Raw genomic sequence first — 16,551 nt, 5'->3', positions numbered from 1 at the left:
TGTCACGTGGGCATGACATAGATTACTCAGCCGTCGGACCGACACGCCACCGGTTCTGCTCCTCCATTAGGCTTCTGGTCATGGCTGATGCTCCCTACCGTCTTGTCCTGCTCCGCCACGGCGAGAGCCAGTGGAACGAGAAGAACCTCTTCACCGGTTGGGTCGATGTCGACCTCAACGCCAAGGGTGAGAAGGAGGCCCTGCGCGGCGGCGAGCTCCTCGCCGCCGAGGGCCTGCTCCCCGATGTCCTGCACACCTCGCTGCTGCGCCGCGCCATCCGCACCGCGCAGATCGCCCTGGACCGGGCCGACCGCCACTGGATCCCGGTCCACCGCTCCTGGCGTCTGAACGAGCGTCACTACGGTGCGCTCCAGGGCAAGGACAAGGCACAGACCCTGGCCGAGTTCGGCGAGGAGCAGTTCATGCTCTGGCGCCGTTCCTACGACACCCCGCCGCCCCCGCTCGCCGACGACGCCGAGTACTCGCAGGCGCACGACCTCCGCTACGCCCAGCTCCCCGCCGACGTCCGGCCGCGGACGGAGTGCCTCAAGGACGTCGTCGAGCGGATGCTGCCCTACTGGTACGACTCGATCGTCCCGGACCTCGCGGACGGCCGCACGGTGCTGGTGACGGCGCACGGCAACTCGCTGCGCGCGCTGGTCAAGCACCTGGACGGGATCTCCGACGAGGACATCGCCGGGCTGAACATCCCCACCGGCATCCCGCTGCTCTACGAGCTGGACGCCGACTTCCAGCCGATCACCAAGGGCGGACGCTACCTCGACCCGGAGGCCGCCAAGGTCGCCGCCGAGGCGGTCGCCAACCAGGGCAAGAAGAAGTAGCCCACGCGATCGTGCCCCGCGCACGACAACGAGAGGCCGGGTCCGCACCCCCGAGGGGAGCGGACCCGGCCTCTCGCGTTCGGCGTTCGGCTGCCGGCTCAGTGGCAGCAGCCCCCGCCGCAGCGGCAGGAGCCCCCGGACTGACAGCCGCAGCCGCAGCCGGATCCACAGCCGCAGGCGGCGAGCAGCGGCAGTGGCATCCGAAGGACGGTCTCCGGGGCGGTTTCGGTCGGGGTGGCCTTCGACGGGGTGGACGGGCTCGGAGTCTGAGTCATGCGGACCCTCCTTCAGGCGGTGCCTACACCTCAGTCAAACTCCGCCGTGACGGACCGTCAACGGGCGTGCGGAGGCGTGCTGTGAGCGCCCAGCGCGCCCGCGCACATGCGCGCCCCCGGGGCCGGGAACCGGCCCGGACCCGGCTCGCGACCCACTCGGCCCCGGTCCTGACCCCGGCGCGGCGCTACTTCCCGACCTCCGGCACGAACTCGTCCGCGTGCTCGCCGGTGACCAGGTAGACCACGCGCTTGGCGACCGAGACGGCATGGTCGGCGAAGCGCTCGTAGTAGCGACCGCAGAGGGTCACGTCCACGGCCGTCTCGATGCCGTGCTGCCAGCGGTCGTCCAGCAGGTGCGAGAAGAGCTGGCGGTGCAGCTCGTCCATCGCGTCGTCGTCGCGCTCCAGCTCCAGGGCGGCGTCCACGTCCTTGGAGGAGATGACCAGTCCGGCCTTGGCGACCAGGCGCTGGGCGAGCTGGCCCATCTCCAGGACGATCGGGTGCAGGTCGGCGGGGACCGCCGAGTGCGGGTAGCGCAGCCGGGCCAGCTTGGCGACGTGCCGGGCCAGGTCGCCGGAGCGCTCCAGGTCGGCGCTCATCCGCAGGGAGGTGACGACGATGCGCAGGTCGGTGGCGACCGGCTGCTGGCGGGCGAGCAGCGCGATGGCCCGGTTCTCCAGCTCGTGGTGCAGGTTGTCGACCTTCTCGTCCGCCGCGATGACGCTCTCGGCGAGCTGGAGGTCGGCGTCGAGCAGGGCCGTGGTCGCGCGGCCCATCGCGGATCCGACCAGCCGGGCCATCTCGATCAGGCCGTCACCGATCGAGTCGAGTTCCTCGTGGTACGCGTCACGCATCTTCGCATCCTCCTGCTGGGTCCTGTTGTTCCTAACCTTGAGCCGTCCGGGCGTCCCCGCCGCTCAGCGGGAGTGAACCCGACCCGACGTCGAGGTGAATTCTCGGCGACCGGGGGCTGATGCCCTGCTTCAGGGGTTACAGCAGGTCACCGTCGTGCGCTTACGCTGAACATATGGATCTGAACGTGGCCGAAGCCGCTGCGAGCGCGATCGCTGGGCTCGGGGTCGGCCTCGCCGCCGCGCTCTCCTTCCGCTGGAGCGAGAAGGAGCGCCGGAAGCCGGCCAAGCGCGTCGAGCAGCAGCCCGAGCCGGAACTGCCCCCAGGTGTGGACACCGTACTGTCCGTGCTGCGCTCGTGCGCCGTCGTTCTCGACGACAGCGACCAGGTGATCAAGGCCAGCTCCGCCGCCTACGCGCTGGGACTGGTCCGCGGCGGAGCCATCGCCGTGGACGCCATGCTCGCCATGGCCCGGCTCACCCGGCGCGACGGCGAGATACGACAGGCGGACCTGGAGATCCCGCGCCGCCCCGGAGGCAAGGCCGGCAGCGACGCGCTCGCCGTGTCCGTGCGGGTCGCCCCGCTCGGCTCGCGGCTGGTGCTGGTGCTGGTCGAGGACCTCACCGAGGCCCGGCGGATCGAGGCGGTCCGCCGCGACTTCGTCGCCAACGTCTCGCACGAGCTGAAGACCCCGGTCGGCGCGCTGTCGCTGCTGAGCGAGGCCGTGCAGGACGCCAGCGACGATCCCGAGGCGGTCCGGCGGTTCGCCGGACGTATGCTCATCGAGGCCACCCGGCTCACCAGCCTGGTCCAGGAGATCATCGAGCTCTCCCGGGTCCAGGACGACGACCGCCTGGTGGACCCGGAACCCGTCCCGGTGGACGAACTGGTCGCCGAGGCGATGGACCGCTGCCGCCACCAGGCCGCGGCCAAGCAGATCGTCATGGCGGCCGGCGGGATCGCCGGCCTCCACCTCCACGGCAACCGCGGCCAGCTGGCCGCGGCGCTCGGCAACCTGGTCGAGAACGCCGTCAACTACAGCCCCGCCCGCACCCGCGTCGCGATCGCCGCCCGCAAGGTGCCGGGGAAGAAGAACGACGTGGTGGAGATATCGGTCACCGACCAGGGCACCGGCATCTCCGAGAAGGACCGCGAGCGGATCTTCGAGCGCTTCTACCGGGTCGATCCGGCCCGGTCCCGCGCCACCGGTGGCACCGGCCTCGGTCTGTCCATCGTCAAGCACGTCGCCGCATCCCACGGCGGCACCGTCTCGGTGTGGAGCGTCGAGGGACAGGGCTCGACCTTCACCCTGCGCCTGCCCGTCGCCCGCCAGGCCGAACGGTCGGCCATCGAACCCAGTGACCACCCGCAGTCCGACCCGCACGCCGTCGACATGTCAGTGGTCGACACGTCTGAGGTCGACACGCCCGACGGCGACGCCGTGCACCACGTCGACGCCGACGACCCCGAACCGCTCACCACCAACCTGCCTGCCCCGGAGGTCCAGCCGTGACCCGTGTCCTCGTCGTCGAAGACGAAGAGTCCTTCAGCGATGCCCTTTCCTACATGCTCCGCAAGGAGGGCTTCGAGGTGGCCATCGCCGCCACCGGCCCGGACGCGCTGGACCAGTTCGAGCGCAACGGCGCCGACCTGGTCCTGCTCGACCTCATGCTGCCCGGCCTGCCCGGCACCGAGGTCTGCCGCCAGCTGCGGGCCAAGTCCAGCGTCCCCGTGATCATGGTCACGGCCAAGGACAGCGAGATCGACAAGGTTGTCGGCCTGGAGATAGGCGCCGACGACTATGTGACCAAGCCCTATTCCACCCGTGAGCTGGTCGCCCGGATCCGCGCGGTGCTCCGCCGCCGGGGCGAGCCGGAGGCCGTCGACGGCGGGCCCGGCGCGCTGGAGGCCGGACCGGTCCGGATGGACGTCGACCGCCACGTCGTCACCGTGGACGGCGCCAAGGTCGACCTGCCGCTCAAGGAGTTCGACCTGCTGGAGATGCTGCTCCGGAACGCGGGCCGGGTGCTCACCCGGATGCAGCTGATCGACCGGGTCTGGGGCGCGGACTACGTCGGCGACACCAAGACCCTGGACGTCCACGTGAAGCGGCTGCGGGCCAAGATCGAGCCGGACCCGGGCGCGCCGCGCTTCCTGGTCACGGTCCGTGGCCTCGGATACAAGTTCGAGCCGTAAACCGCCCGGCCCGGCCGGTTGCCCGGCTCGGCGTCGGAACGGCAGCACGGAGCCCCCGGAAGGTGATCCTTCCGGGGGCTCCGCCGTTCACCCGCCCGGGTCAGGAGGTGCTGGAACCGGTCGGGGTGGCCTTGTCGCTCGGCTTGCCCGTCGCCTTGTCGGTGCCCTTGTCGGACGCCTTGGCGGTGCTGCTCGCGGTCGCGCTGGGCGTGGCCGACAGGACCGGCGCGGCGGTCGGGGCGTAGGAGGCGTACTCGCCGGTGCCCGCGTTGACCAGCGCCTGGACGGTGACCGAGCCGGCGCCGGCGAAGGTGAAGGTCACCGTCGCGTTCTGGCCGGGGCGCTCGGAGATGCTGGCGGCGCGGGCGGTGACCTGGCCCGGGCCGCCGAGCATCAGCGAGCCGCCGGCCGGGATGACGGCGGGGCCGCTGAGCGCGGTCGGGGTGCCGTCGACCGACACCGACTGCAGCGTCTCGGGCAGGTTGTTGGCGTTGGCGATGTTGGCGGTCACGTTGGCCACGGAGGTGCCGTCGGTTGCCGCGATCAGGCTGATGCCGTTGAGCTTCAGCGTCTTACCGATGGAGGTCGCGGCCGCATCGGGCTTGACCTGGAGCGTCGCTGCTCCGGACCCCGCGGAGCAGGCAGCGAGGATGGGGGCGGTCGCGATGATGAGGGCGGCGACTGCGCCGCGACGAAGACTGCGGCTCACGGCGGAGGCTTCTCCTTGGACGGTATTCGGTGGGTTGGCCGCGTTCAGGTTACCGATGCTCCTTATCCGCTCCACACGGGGGAGCCCCGTGTCGCGGTCCCTCCACTGACGGCGTAGGGACGGCGCGCGAGCGGGCTGCCCCGGCGCGCGGTTGACAGGCGTGCGCCGCCTGGGTGAGGGAAATAGCGTTCGATGGAAGATCAGATAACGATATGGTTGCGGCCTGCCGGGTAGATCATCACCGGCGTTCCGGGCGGTTCCGCGTTCGTTCGCAACCGCTCCGACCTGCGAGAAGCCCTTCTCGAACTGGGGTCGCAGCACGCGACAGGGGTGGTTGTCAAGCCCTGAGACTGGCTCTGACCTGCGAAAACGCCCTTCGGATATGGCTGAACCCGTGTTATTCTGGAAAGCCACGGAAGGGGTACCTGTCACATGACGTTCAAGGTTGGCGACACCGTGGTCTACCCCCATCACGGGGCCGCACTGATCGAAGCAATCGAGATTCGCCAGATCAAAGGTGTGGACAAGACCTACCTGGTGCTGAAGGTGCAGCAGGGTGACCTGACGCTGCGCGTGCCTGCAGAGAACGCCGAGTTTGTGGGCGTGCGCGACGTGGTCGGTCAGGATGGGTTGGACCGGGTCTTCGAGGTCCTGCGGGCACCGTACACCGAAGAGCCCACCAACTGGTCCCGCCGATACAAGGCGAACCTGGAAAAGCTCGCCTCGGGCGACGTTATCAAGGTCGCGGAGGTTGTGCGCGACCTTTGGCGGCGTGAGCGCGAGCGCGGTCTGTCCGCCGGTGAGAAGCGGATGCTGGCGAAGGCCAGGCAGATTCTGGTGAGTGAGCTGGCACTCGCCGAGAACACCAACGAGGACAAGGCCGAGACGCTGCTCGACGAGGTTCTTGCCTCCTGAGGAGCAATCTCGTCCGACGCAGTGCGCACTGCCTGCCCGCCTGCCCCGATATCCACCGTTCCCGCGGTGGGTACCGGGGCAGCGCGGTATCTGGACTCCCGGCCGGACTCCCTGCCGCGCGGCGGTTACGACGACGTCGCCTGGCGGCGACCGATAGTGTGCCGGGACGAGCAGGGTCGAGCTCCACGGAAGGCGCTAGGCCCGGCACGACTTGGCCATACCCACTTCGTTGAAGGAACAAAACCCTGAACGCCGCAGCAGTGGTCCCCGCCGCAGGCCGGGGCGAGCGACTGGGCCCGGGCGCCCCCAAGGCCCTGCGTGAACTCGGCGGCGTCCCGCTGCTGGTCCACGCCGTCCGCGCGCTCGCCCGCTCCCGTGCCGTGACGCTGGTCGTCGTGGTCGCCCCGTCCGACGGCGTCGCCCAGGTGCGCGCGCTGCTGGACGGCGCCCGCCCGGAGGGCGCGGACGGGCCCGACATCAAGGTGGTCGCCGGCGGCGCCACCCGGCAGGAGTCGGTCCGGCTCGGCCTGGCCGCGCTGCCGCCGCAGGTGGACGTGGTGCTGGTGCACGACGCCGCCCGCCCGCTGGTCCCGGTGGACGTGGTGGACGCGGTCGCCCGCGCGGTCGCGGAGGGGGCCGGCGCGGTCGTCCCCGGCGTCCCGCTGGCGGACACGGTCAAGCTGGTCGGCCCGGCCTCCGGGCCCGGACGGCCGGAGCCGGTGCTGGGCACCCCGGACCGCTCCACGCTGCGCGCGGTGCAGACGCCGCAGGGCTTCCGCCGCGAGCTGCTGCAGCAGGTCCACGACCGGGCGCTCGCTGACGCCCTGGACGCCACCGACGACGCCGGCCTGGTCGAGCACTACGGCGGCGAGGTGGTGGTGGTCCCCGGGCACGAGGAGGCCTTCAAGGTCACCCGCCCGCTGGACCTGGTCCTGGCCGAGGCGGTTCTGGCCCGGAGGAGGGCGCAGGATGACTTCTGATCTCGACGGTCCCCCGGGCGGCAGGCAGTTCCGGCTGCCGCGCACCGGCATCGGCACCGACGTCCACGCCTTCGCGGCCGGGCGCGAGCTGTGGGTGGCCGGGCTGCGCTGGGAGGGCTACGAGCACGGCCTCGCCGGCCACTCGGACGGCGATGTGGTGGCCCATGCCGCCTGCGACGCACTTTTCTCCGCCGCCGGGGTCGGCGACCTCGGCACGCACTTCGGCACCGACCGCCCGGAGTGGGCCGGCGCCTCCGGAGTGCGGCTGCTGACCGAGGCCGGACGGATCGTCCGGGCGGCCGGATTCGAGATCGGCAATGTCGCGGTGCAGGTCATCGGCATCAGACCAAAGATCGGTAAGCGGCGCGAGGAGGCGCAGGCGGTGCTCTCCGAGGCGCTGGGCGCCCCGTCTCGGTGGCCGGGACCACCTCCGACGGGCTCGGCCTCACCGGCCGCGCCGAGGGGCTCGTCGCAATTGCCACCGCCTTGGTGTACTGACGGGCACTGGGCACCCCCTGCTTCCCACTACGCTTGACGCTGTGACTATTCGCCTGTACGACACCAGCGCCAGCCAGGTACGCGACTTCGTCCCGCTCGTGCCGGGCTGCGTCTCGATCTACCTGTGCGGCGCGACCGTGCAGGCCGCCCCGCACATCGGCCACATCCGGTCCGGGCTGAACTTCGACGTGATGCGTCGTTGGTTCGCCTACCGGGGCTACGACGTGACCTTTGTGCGCAATGTCACCGACATCGACGACAAGATCATCTGGAAGTCGCGGGAGGGCGGTCGGCCCTGGTGGCAGATCGGCTACACCAATGAGCGCGCCTTCAACGACGGTTACACGGCGCTGGGCTGCCTGCCGCCGACCGGGGAGCCCCGGGCGACCGGGCACGTCCCGGAGATGATCGAGATGATGCGCGGTCTGATCGAGCGCGGCCACGCCTACGAGTCCGAGGGCAACGTCTACTTCAGCGTCACCTCGTACCCGGACTACCTCGCCCTCTCGCACCAGAAGCTGGAGGACCTGCGGCAGCCCGAGAGCGACGGCGAGACCGGCAAGCGGGACCAGCGCGACTTCGCCATGTGGAAGTCGGTCAAGCCCGGCGAGCCCAGCTGGGAGACCCCCTGGGGCCGCGGCCGCCCCGGCTGGCACCTGGAGTGCTCGGCCATGGCGCACAAGTACCTCGGCTCCGCCTTCGACATCCACGGCGGCGGGCGCGACCTGATCTTCCCGCACCACGAGAACGAGATCGCCCAGTCCAAGGCCTTCGGCGACGACTTCGCGAGCTACTGGCTGCACAACGCCTGGGTGACGCTCAGCGGCGAGAAGATGAGCAAGTCGCTCGGCAACTCGGTGCTGGTCTCCGAGATGCTGCAGAGGTGGCGGCCGATCGTGCTGCGCTACTACCTGGGCACCCCGCACTACCGCTCGATGATCGAGTACAGCGAGGAGGCGCTGCGCGAGGCCGAGACCGCCTTCGCCCGGATCGAGGGCTTCGCCCAGCGCGTCACCGAGCAGCACGGCGCGGTCGAGCCGGCCCCGCAGGTGCCGCCGGCCTTCGCCGAGGCGATGGACGACGACTTCGGCGTCCCGCAGGCGCTGGCGATCGTCCACACGGCCGTTCGGCAGGGCAATGCGGCGCTCGCGGCGGACGACAAGGAGAACGCGGTAGCGCGTCTGGCCGAGGTCCGTGCGATGCTCGGGGTGCTGGGTCTCGACCCGCTGGACCCGATGTGGGCCGGTCCGCAGCAGGGCGAGGACCTGCACGGAGTGGTCGATGCCCTGGTCAAGCTGGTGCTGGAGCAGCGTCAGGCCGCGCGCGAGCGCAAGGACTACGCCACCTCCGACGCCATCAGGGACCGGCTCGGCGAGGCCGGGCTGGTCATCGAGGACCGGGCCGAGGGCGCCTCCCGCTGGACCCTCGGCTGACCGCCGCACTCACCAGACCGTGCACTCACCAGCAGTGCGCGGTCGCCAGGACCGACCGCTCCACGGCTGACAGCTTGACCGCTGACCGCCTGACCGCTGACCGAGCCGAGGCCAGGGTCGTCGGCCGAGTCCCGGCGGCGCCGTCCGGTTCACCCGGACGGTGCCGTGGACCGGGCCGACTCGGCCTCCACCACCACGCACCACGAACGAAAGCAGGACCGTACTGATGGCCGGCAACAGCCAGCGCAGGAACCGCCGCAACCCCGGCTCCAAGAAGGGCCCGTCGGTCGGTACCGGTGGCCACAGCCGGAAGGCTCTGGAGGGCAAGGGCCCGACGCCGCCCGCCTCCGAGCGCAAGGGTCACAAGAAGAACCGGATGGCCAACTCGGCCGCCAAGCGCGCCGCGGGCAACAAGTCGCGCGGCAGCGCCCGGCGCGGCGGCAAGGCGAGCTCCGAGCTGGTCTACGGCCGCAACTCGGTGGTGGAGGCGCTGCAGGGCGGGGTGCCGGCCTCGGCGCTCTACGTCCAGCAGTTCATCGACAACGACGAGCGGGTGCGCGAGGCGCTGACCTACGCCAACGAGCGCGGCGTGCCGCTGATGGAGGCCCCGCGCCAGCAGCTCGACAACCTGGCCGAGGGCCACAACCACCAGGGCCTGATCCTCCAGGTGCCGCCGTACGAGTACGCGCACCCGGACGACCTGCTCGCGCTGGCGGCCCAGAACCACGAGGACCCGCTGATCGTCGCGCTGGACGGGATCACCGACTCGCGCAACCTCGGGGCCATCGTCCGCTCCGTCGCCGCCTTCGACGGCCACGGCGTGGTCATCCCCGAGCGGCGGGCCGCCGGGATGACGGCCGGCGCCTGGAAGACCTCCTCCGGTGCGGCGGCCCGGGTGCCGGTGGCCCGGATGACCAACATGACCCGGACGCTGGAGGCCTACCAGAAGGCCGGCTGCTTCGTGGTGGGCCTGGCGGCCGACGGCGACGCCGAGCTGAGCGACCTGGAGGCGCTGACCGGCCCGGTGGTGATCGTCATCGGTTCCGAGGGCAAGGGCCTGTCCCGGCTGGTCTCGGAGACCTGTGACCTGACCGTCCGGATCCCGATGCCCGGTGTGGCCGAGTCGCTGAACGCGGGCGTCGCCGCCGGCATCGTCCTCTACGAGGCCGCGCGGCTCCGCAACAAGCGATAGCCGTCGGTCGTGAGCGGGAGCGGCCGTCCGGGTGATCCGTCACCCGGGCGGCCGCTCTGCCGTTCCGACTTCGTTCGTCGGCGGAGCAAGCTTGGAGCGCCTGCGGGGCGACGGTGGAGCGGAGGCGGCCTCGGCGGTCGGCCGAGCCACCCTGTCCCGTCGTTCCCAGGCGCACCACGGGTATTGCCAGGCACCAGGACGGCGGGTGTCGCCGTCAAGTCTTGCGCGAGAGGGTGTCCAAACGGTCCCTCGGGCGGTTAGTGATGCGTGGACACCAGAACACGTACCCGCCCTCAGGGGGCATCCGCCGAGGGGATAGAGGCAGACCCGGGGCTGTACTCGGTGAAGGTGCCGACCGATCCGGCCCGGCTCAACACCACGACGGCGAGCTTCCGAGTGCGCCTGGGCGCTCCGGTGAGCCCGTTCATCGACTCCGGACCGTTGACTGCCCTGGCTGCGGGCGAGGACACCCAGCCGATCCTGATCATTCCAGCCTTTCCCGCACTTGTCGGGGCGGGCGCGCCGGTCGTCGGCGGACTTGCCTCCGACGACGCCCCGCCGCCGCGCCGGAAGCCCCGGGTCACCCCGATCACCTGGACCGGCGGAGCGGCCCCCGCGCTGCTCGACGCCGTCCAGCAGGGCGGCACCGGGCACACCGTGCTGCCGCGTCAGCAACCGGCCGACGCGACGCAGGTGATGCAGCGGCCGTTCGGCTTTCCCGACCAGGCCGACCACGTCGACCGGACCGCGGTGGACGGCCGTGAGTACGCCGGTGCGGCGTACGGCGCCGGGGCTGTCGGCGGGGTCGGCGCCGAGGGCCGTGAGCCGGGCTTCCGTCCGCGCTACGGGCCGGGTGACGACCGCGAGTTCGAGCCTGAGTACCGCAGCGGCGGTCCGCGTGAGCCGGGCGAGGCGGTCCGGCACGCCTGGTACCCGGGGCGGCGGGTCGACCTCGGCCTGGTGCTGCTGCCGCTGCGGCTGTTCCTCGGCGGCATCTCGATCTACGCCGGCTTCAACAAGCTCTGCGACCCGGTCTACTTCGACGGCGGTGCCCGTGGCTCGATGATGCACTGGCTGCAGTCGCTGCACCCCTGGCCGCTCGCCCGTCCGCTGCTGGACATGGCGCTCACCCACCCGGTGGGCTCCGGGCTCGGGGTGGCCTTCGTCGAGATCGTCGTCGGCGTGCTCTGCGTCTTCGGCCTCTGGCAGCGGTTCGCCGCCGCCGTGGGCATGGTGCTGGCGGTCGTGCTGCTGGTGACGGTCAGTTGGCGGGCCGCTCCGGTCTACAACGCGCCGGAGATCATCTATCTGGCGGCCTGGAGCCCGCTGTTGCTGGCCGGGGCACCGCTGTTCTCGCTGGACGGCCGACTCGCCATCGAGGCGTGGCGGCGGCTCGGCGGGGAGCGCGCGCCGATCTGGGCGCTGCGGCGGCGGGTGCTGCGCCGGGGCTTCGTGGTGGCGACCCTGGTCACCGGCAGCACCCTGCTGCTGGGTTCGATGCTGGGCGCGACCGTCCGGAGCAGCCAGACGGTCAGCACCACCACCGTCCTCCCGGGCGCGACCGCGCTGCCGACCAACTACCCGAACCCGATGTGGCCGACCAGCAAGCCGTCCGCGCACGGCAGTGCGACTGCGGTCAAGAAGGCGACGCCCTCGCCGGACGCCTCGCCGAACGCCTCGCACCATGCCGCGGCGAAGCACCACAGCGCCGGCGCCACCGGGGGCGGGACCAGCGGTTCCGGTGCCGGCAGCCGGAGTTCGGGCACCGGAACGGGTTCGACCGGCACCAGGAGCGGCACGGGCTCCGGCTCGGGCGGCAGCGGCTCCTCCGCGCCGACGCACCACCACAGTGGTTCGCCGAGCTCCGCACCGACGGGCAGCAACGGCGTACTCGGCGGCCTCCTGGGCTGAGCGTCGGCCTGAGCGCCGAGGCGGCCTGACTACTGGGTCGCCTGACTACTGGGTCGGCCTGACTCCCGAGTCGGGCCGGGCACCGTCAGCAGGGGCTCCGGGACAGCGTGCACGGCCCCGTACGGACAGCAGGTCTGTCCGTACGGGGCCGTTGTCGTTCCGGTGCCGGTGGTGCCGTCGACGGGCCGTCAGTCGATGGTGGCGCGGGTGGCGGCGAGCTCCTTGGCGGCCTCGGTGAGGTCCTTGGCGGTGTCGATGGCGCGCCAGTAGACGCCCTGGGGGAGCTCCCAGCCGGAGAGCCGGCGCTCGCGCGCGAGCCGGGGGAAGGTGCTCCGCTCGTGGTCACCGCGATCGGGCAGCATGCGCGCGAAGGCGGAGGAGAAGACGTAGACGCCGGCGTTGATCAGGTACGGCGACGGCGGGGCCTCGATGAAGTCGAGGATGTTGCCGAACTGGTCGGTGTCGACGGTGCCCCAGGGCAGCCGGGGGCGGGCCAGCGCGAGGGTGGCGTGGGCGTCGCGTTCCGAGTGGAAGTCCGCCATGTCGCGGAGCCGGAACCGGGTCCAGATGTCGCCGTTGGTGGCGTACCAGGGCTGGTCCGGGCGGGGGAGCGAGGCGGCCGCGAACTTCAGGCCGCCGCCGCGGCCGAGGGGTTCGGACTCGACCACGGTGGTGACGTTGAGCGGGAGCTCCGTCTCCTTCAACCAGGTCTGCAGCACCTCGGCCAGGTGACCGCAGGAGATGACGACATCGGTGACGCCCTCCTCGGCCAGCCACTGGAGCTGGTGGCCGATGATGGGGACGCCCGTGCCGGGGATCTCGATCATCGGCTTGGGGCGGGTGTCGGTGTAGGGGCGGAGGCGGGAGCCCTGACCGCCGGCCAGGATCACTGCCTGAGTGACGGGCGGCGAGGCCAGCGGAGAACCCTCGGTGGAGGGGATGAGGTCAGCGGTCATGGGAGCACCCTACGGGCAGAAGACGACCGGCGCGGGCATCCGCCGGGCCGCCGCCCCGGCGGATGCCCGCGCCGAGCGCGCGCTGTGCCCGCCCGGCGCTCGCGTCGCGCCCGCGCCGTGTCGGCGCCGTCCCCGTGGGAAGCGCAGCTGGCGCCCGGGTGGCGCCCGGGGCCGGTCGGCGGGCGGAGGTGGGTCGTCGGCGTATGTCAGCGGGCCGGAGCGGAGCCCGTGGGGACTCCGCTCCGGCCCGGTTGCCGTTCGGGTCGCGTCCGACGTGGACGCCCTGCTGACGTACTGCTGCGGCGCTGCCGCATCGCTGCTGCGGTCAGCCCGCGTCCGCCATCGTCCCGGCGGCGAAGGACCCGTCGCACACGGGGCGCGCGAAGGACTGCGCACGCTGGACGTCACCGTGGTACTTGCGCACTGCGGCCTGTCCGAGGTCGCGGGCGATGGCGGTGCAGTAGCGGGTGAGCGAGGGCTGCTGCTGCATGGCCTGCTGGAGCGAGTCCAGGGCCGTGCCGGGGTTCGACCGGTCCAACTGCTGGACCAGCCGGTCGCGAAGGACGTCCTGCGGGGCGGCGGCAGCGTTGTCCGCACTCTGCGGGGACGTCGCGTTGGCGGCGAGGACCTGCTGCTCACCCCCGTTTCCGCTGGTGCCACCGGCCACAGGGGTCCAGGACACGCGGGTCACCGCGAGGGTGCCGGTCGTCACGAGGACGACGGGCAGGAGGAAGGCGAGGGTTCTGCCGAGACGGCGCGCTAGCTGCTTCACGAGGCTGATGCTAGCGATGAGTAATGACATGGCGACATTTAGTCACTCGGACGAGTGACGGCCCGACAGGTGTTTTTCGGCGTGCGACCGTTGCCCGACATGCCGGTGCCCCGGCGGGGACTCCCCGCCGGGGCGCCGGCATCACTGCTGGGCGACGCTGAACGCGCAGGCGTCAGTTGCTGAGGCGCAGACCGGTCGACGTCGAGAAGACGTGGACCTCGCCGGCGCGCGGGACGACGTTCAGGACGTCGCCCTTGAGCGGGACGGAGCGGCCGTTGACCCGGACCACCAGGTCCTTCTCGGCGTCGCCGACGCGGGCGCTGCCGTAGACGTAGCCGTCCGCGCCCAGCTCCTCGACGACGTTGACGGTGACGGCCAGACCGGCGCCGCCCTTGCCGAGCGCGTCGCCCTCGGAGACCAGGTCCAGGTGCTCGGGGCGGACGCCGATGGTGACCGTGGTGTCGCCCGCGTCGGCGGCCTGGGCCACGGCCTCGCGGGAGATCTCGATCAGCGAGGTGCCGAACTGGCAGCCGCCGTCGACCAGCGGGACCTCGATCAGGTTCATCGCGGGGGAGCCGATGAAGCCGGCCACGAAGAGGTTCGCGGGGCGGTCGTACATGTTGCGGGGGGTGTCCACCTGCTGGAGCAGGCCGTCCTTGAGGACCGCGACCCGGTCGCCCATGGTCATGGCCTCGACCTGGTCGTGGGTGACGTAGACGGTGGTGATGCCGAGGCGGCGCTGCAGCGAGGCGATCTGGGTGCGGGTCTGCACGCGGAGCTTGGCGTCCAGGTTGGACAGCGGCTCGTCCATGAGGAAGACCTGCGGCTCGCGGACGATCGCGCGGCCCATGGCGACACGCTGGCGCTGACCGCCGGAGAGCGCCTTCGGCTTGCGGTCGAGGTACTCGGTGAGGTCGAGGATCTTGCCCGCCTCCTCGACCTTCTTGCGGATCTCCGCCTTGTTGACGCCGGCGATCTTCAGGGCGAAGCCCATGTTGTCGGCGACGGTCATGTGCGGGTACAGCGCGTAGTTCTGGAACACCATGGCGATGTTCCGGTCCTTGGGGGGGAGGTGGGTGACGTCGCGGTCGCCGATGCGGATGGCGCCGCCGTTCACGTCCTCCAGGCCCGCGAGCATCCGCAGGCTGGTCGACTTGCCGCAGCCGGAGGGGCCGACGAGGACGAGGAACTCGCCGTCGGCTATGTCCAGGTTCAGGGCGTCGACGGCGGGCTTCGTGCCGCCGGGGTAGATCCGGGTGGCCTGGTCGAAAGTCACCGTAGGCATGTCTGTGCTCTCCTTCACCGGCAGGAACGTGCCGGACGATCCGAGTAAAGGCGGATGTCGTCCTGTCCGAAGCGCCGTGCCAACCCGCCGGAGCGGCGCGGAGATCGGAGAGGTCTAGTCCACCGGTCGGGCAGACTGCTGGTGACGGTACCGGTACGAAGCGGTCTTGTCAGTACCCCTGCGCGACCGAATCTGTTCATCTGTCGATCTTATGTACGGATGAAATCGGACAAAACTACCGCAAGTGACGCCGGGCACATTCACTGCACCCGCCCCGATGAACCTGACGTACGCCCCTTCCTGTTCGCTACACTGCACTCTGGTCCCGCCGTGGCACGCTGCGGACGGGTACCGCGCCTCCTTAGCTCAGTTGGCCAGAGCACCGCTCTTGTAAAGCGGGGGTCGTCGGTTCGAACCCGACAGGGGGCTCTACAACTCGCCTTCCTGGCGAGGAAGTTGGGGGCCGGTCCGATCATGGACCGGCCCCCAACCTGCTTCCCGTACACATTCAGTACACATCAGGCCGCGGCGGGCTGTTCCCCGGCTTCCAGGGCTGCAAGTTCCTCCGCCAGCTGCTGCGCACGCCTCGCGGCCTTCTCGGCCTTCTTTCGCGCCTTCTCCAGCGACTTGGTTCGCTGAGCGTCGAGACGGTCGGAGACCTCGTCCAGCCGGTCAGGCCAGAGGTGACCGTACGTGTCCAGGGTGAGCGTCGCGGTCTTGTGGCCGAGCATGGTCTGGACGACCTTCACATCCGCGCCACTGGCAATCGCCAGCGATGCAGCTGTATGCCGGAGCTTGTGGAGCGTGACTCCGAGATCGCCTAGTCCTGCCGCCACGGTGGCTGCCTTGAAATGCCGCCGCATGAAATTCCGGATCATCAAGGTGCCCCCCTTCGGGGCAGTGAAGAGGTACTCGTTGGGGCCACGGTCGGCGATGACGAGTGCCAGTTCCTTCACCAGGAATGCTGGGATGGGGACCGACCTGCGCTCATGGTTCTTGGGACTGTCTTCGAGGTAGAGTTTTCCTCTTTCGTAGCCCCAGGCTTGGGCAATCCGAACCCGGCGGGTTTTCAAGTCCACGTGCCTGATTTGCACCGCCGTGGCTTCTCCCCAGCGAACACCCGTGTAGGCCAGGAAAAGAATGAGTGCCCGATATTCTCCACACGCCTCTGCGAGGGCCTCCACCTGTACGTCGCTTAGATAGACGTGCTCGGCGGGGGTGTAACGGGGCAGTGGAACACCGATGGCGGGGTTGCTGGCGATCTTCTTGGTGCGGACCGCGTACCCGAGCACTCCCTTCAGGACGACATAGATCTTCCTGATGGTGGTGGCACTCAATGGCTTGCCTGACGCGACGGAATCCGCCATGAGGTTGGCCAGCCAGGTCACGATATCTTCATGTTGGACGCGGGCAACGGCGGTGGTGCCCCAACGGGGGATGACGTGGAAATCCAGGACGCCGCGGTAGCGGCTGCGCGTCGAACGCCGGAGATCTACTTTGGAAGCCAGCCACGCTTCGGCAATCTCCGCCATCTTGGTCCGTCCGGAACCCGGGTCTCGGTACGTCCCCAGGCCCAAGGAGCTTTCAATATTTGTCCGCTTAGCCTCAGCGTCCACCTTCCGGAGGAAGGTGAGGGCCCTGGCTTTCCCGTCCGGGTCGTACCACCGGACACGAAAGCGGCCCGGCGGCTTGCGGCCAGTTGACTTGGCCTTCGCGGCTGAAACCTTGTACTCGG

At 70.6% G+C, this 16,551-nt stretch carries 14 protein-coding genes, 1 tRNA gene and 1 pseudogene; 10 read left to right on the top strand and 6 right to left on the bottom strand.

The features are described 5' to 3' along the window. The first annotated feature begins 80 nt into the window (after nt 1-80). Nucleotides 81-842, top strand: a complete 762-nt coding sequence (locus BS75_RS19285; protein ID WP_034089143.1) for a phosphoglyceromutase — start codon at nt 81-83, stop codon at nt 840-842. Nucleotides 843-1,302: 460 nt separating this feature from the next. Here the strand turns inward: BS75_RS19285 and phoU are convergent, their stop codons facing one another. Then, on the bottom strand, nt 1,303-1,971 hold the full coding sequence (phoU, locus tag BS75_RS19280) for a phosphate signaling complex protein PhoU (protein WP_034089142.1): 669 nt from the start codon (nt 1,969-1,971) through the stop codon (nt 1,303-1,305). Nucleotides 1,972-2,144: 173 nt separating this feature from the next. On the opposite strand from phoU, the gene BS75_RS19275 reads away from it, so the two are divergent. Both BS75_RS19275 and BS75_RS19270 read left to right on the top strand, forming a co-directional pair. Then, on the top strand, nt 2,145-3,482 hold the full coding sequence (locus BS75_RS19275; RefSeq protein ID WP_081982442.1) for a sensor histidine kinase: 1,338 nt from the start codon (nt 2,145-2,147) through the stop codon (nt 3,480-3,482). Beyond that, complete coding sequence (locus tag BS75_RS19270) at nt 3,479-4,165, top strand: response regulator transcription factor (RefSeq protein ID WP_034089141.1); 687 nt, start codon at nt 3,479-3,481, stop codon at nt 4,163-4,165. The genes BS75_RS19275 and BS75_RS19270 overlap by 4 nt, the downstream gene beginning before the upstream one ends. A gap of 100 nt (nt 4,166-4,265) precedes the next feature. Here BS75_RS19270 and BS75_RS19265 read toward each other — a convergent pair whose 3' ends face one another. Continuing rightward, nucleotides 4,266-4,874, bottom strand: coding sequence for a hypothetical protein (locus tag BS75_RS19265; RefSeq protein ID WP_034089140.1), 609 nt, complete (start codon nt 4,872-4,874; stop codon nt 4,266-4,268). A 432-nt stretch (nt 4,875-5,306) separates the two neighbouring features. Here BS75_RS19265 and BS75_RS19260 point away from each other — a divergent pair, with 432 nt between their 5' ends. The 6 genes and pseudogenes from BS75_RS19260 (at nt 5,307) to BS75_RS19235 (ending at nt 11,803) form a co-directional block, all read left to right on the top strand. Continuing rightward, the gene (locus BS75_RS19260; protein ID WP_030255707.1) at nt 5,307-5,789 is read left to right on the top strand and encodes a CarD family transcriptional regulator; all 483 of its coding nucleotides are present in this window, start codon (nt 5,307-5,309) and stop codon (nt 5,787-5,789) included. A gap of 245 nt (nt 5,790-6,034) precedes the next feature. Next, entirely contained in the window at nt 6,035-6,769 is a 735-nt protein-coding gene (ispD, locus tag BS75_RS19255; protein ID WP_042437596.1) for a 2-C-methyl-D-erythritol 4-phosphate cytidylyltransferase, read from the top strand. After that, nucleotides 6,759-7,267, top strand: a pseudogene (gene ispF / locus BS75_RS43430) (2-C-methyl-D-erythritol 2,4-cyclodiphosphate synthase). Before ispD ends, ispF begins: the two are co-directional and overlap by 11 nt. Before the next feature lie 41 nt (nt 7,268-7,308). Continuing rightward, nucleotides 7,309-8,700: a cysteine--tRNA ligase gene (cysS, locus tag BS75_RS19245; protein ID WP_034089138.1), complete on the top strand. Its 1,392-nt coding sequence runs from the start codon at nt 7,309-7,311 to the stop codon at nt 8,698-8,700. A 226-nt stretch (nt 8,701-8,926) separates the two neighbouring features. Continuing rightward, nucleotides 8,927-9,892, top strand: coding sequence for a 23S rRNA (guanosine(2251)-2'-O)-methyltransferase RlmB (rlmB, locus tag BS75_RS19240; RefSeq protein ID WP_034089137.1), 966 nt, complete (start codon nt 8,927-8,929; stop codon nt 9,890-9,892). Between the two features lie 348 nt (nt 9,893-10,240). Next, nucleotides 10,241-11,803, top strand: a complete 1,563-nt coding sequence (locus BS75_RS19235) for a DoxX family membrane protein (RefSeq protein ID WP_231607830.1) — start codon at nt 10,241-10,243, stop codon at nt 11,801-11,803. Nucleotides 11,804-11,991: 188 nt separating this feature from the next. Here BS75_RS19235 and BS75_RS19230 read toward each other — a convergent pair whose 3' ends face one another. The 3 genes from BS75_RS19230 to BS75_RS19220 all read right to left on the bottom strand — a co-directional run bounded on the left by BS75_RS19230 (nt 11,992) and on the right by BS75_RS19220 (nt 14,816). Further along, on the bottom strand, nt 11,992-12,759 hold the full coding sequence (locus BS75_RS19230) for a nucleotidyltransferase family protein (protein WP_042437598.1): 768 nt from the start codon (nt 12,757-12,759) through the stop codon (nt 11,992-11,994). A 325-nt stretch (nt 12,760-13,084) separates the two neighbouring features. Further along, entirely contained in the window at nt 13,085-13,531 is a 447-nt protein-coding gene (locus tag BS75_RS19225; RefSeq protein WP_231607829.1) for a hypothetical protein, read from the bottom strand. A 172-nt stretch (nt 13,532-13,703) separates the two neighbouring features. Next, complete coding sequence (locus tag BS75_RS19220; RefSeq protein ID WP_034089136.1) at nt 13,704-14,816, bottom strand: ABC transporter ATP-binding protein; 1,113 nt, start codon at nt 14,814-14,816, stop codon at nt 13,704-13,706. A gap of 355 nt (nt 14,817-15,171) precedes the next feature. Here BS75_RS19220 and BS75_RS19215 point away from each other — a divergent pair. After that, nucleotides 15,172-15,245: transfer RNA gene (locus BS75_RS19215), tRNA-Thr, on the top strand. An 89-nt stretch (nt 15,246-15,334) separates the two neighbouring features. Here BS75_RS19215 and BS75_RS19210 read toward each other — a convergent pair. Continuing rightward, complete coding sequence (locus BS75_RS19210) at nt 15,335-16,348, bottom strand: tyrosine-type recombinase/integrase (RefSeq protein WP_052069544.1); 1,014 nt, start codon at nt 16,346-16,348, stop codon at nt 15,335-15,337. Between the last annotated feature and the right edge of the window lie 203 nt (nt 16,349-16,551).

Source organism: Streptacidiphilus albus JL83 (genome assembly GCF_000744705.1).
In the GTDB taxonomy this organism is placed as follows: domain Bacteria; phylum Actinomycetota; class Actinomycetes; order Streptomycetales; family Streptomycetaceae; genus Streptacidiphilus; species Streptacidiphilus albus.
Note: the sequence above shows the minus strand (reverse complement) of the source record. Positions and strands in the feature narration are given on the sequence as shown.

Coding starts and splice junctions, on each gene's coding strand:
- BS75_RS19220 (WP_034089136.1), bottom strand. CDS start 14,816: ATGCCTACGGTGACTTTCGACCAGGCCACCCGGATCTACCCCGGCGGC.
- BS75_RS19260 (WP_030255707.1), top strand. CDS start 5,307: ATGACGTTCAAGGTTGGCGACACCGTGGTCTACCCCCATCACGGGGCC.
- BS75_RS19230 (WP_042437598.1), bottom strand. CDS start 12,759: ATGACCGCTGACCTCATCCCCTCCACCGAGGGTTCTCCGCTGGCCTCG.
- phoU (WP_034089142.1), bottom strand. CDS start 1,971: ATGCGTGACGCGTACCACGAGGAACTCGACTCGATCGGTGACGGCCTG.
- rlmB (WP_034089137.1), top strand. CDS start 8,927: ATGGCCGGCAACAGCCAGCGCAGGAACCGCCGCAACCCCGGCTCCAAG.
- BS75_RS19275 (WP_081982442.1), top strand. CDS start 2,145: ATGGATCTGAACGTGGCCGAAGCCGCTGCGAGCGCGATCGCTGGGCTC.
- BS75_RS19285 (WP_034089143.1), top strand. CDS start 81: ATGGCTGATGCTCCCTACCGTCTTGTCCTGCTCCGCCACGGCGAGAGC.
- BS75_RS19210 (WP_052069544.1), bottom strand. CDS start 16,348: ATGGCGGAGATTGCCGAAGCGTGGCTGGCTTCCAAAGTAGATCTCCGG.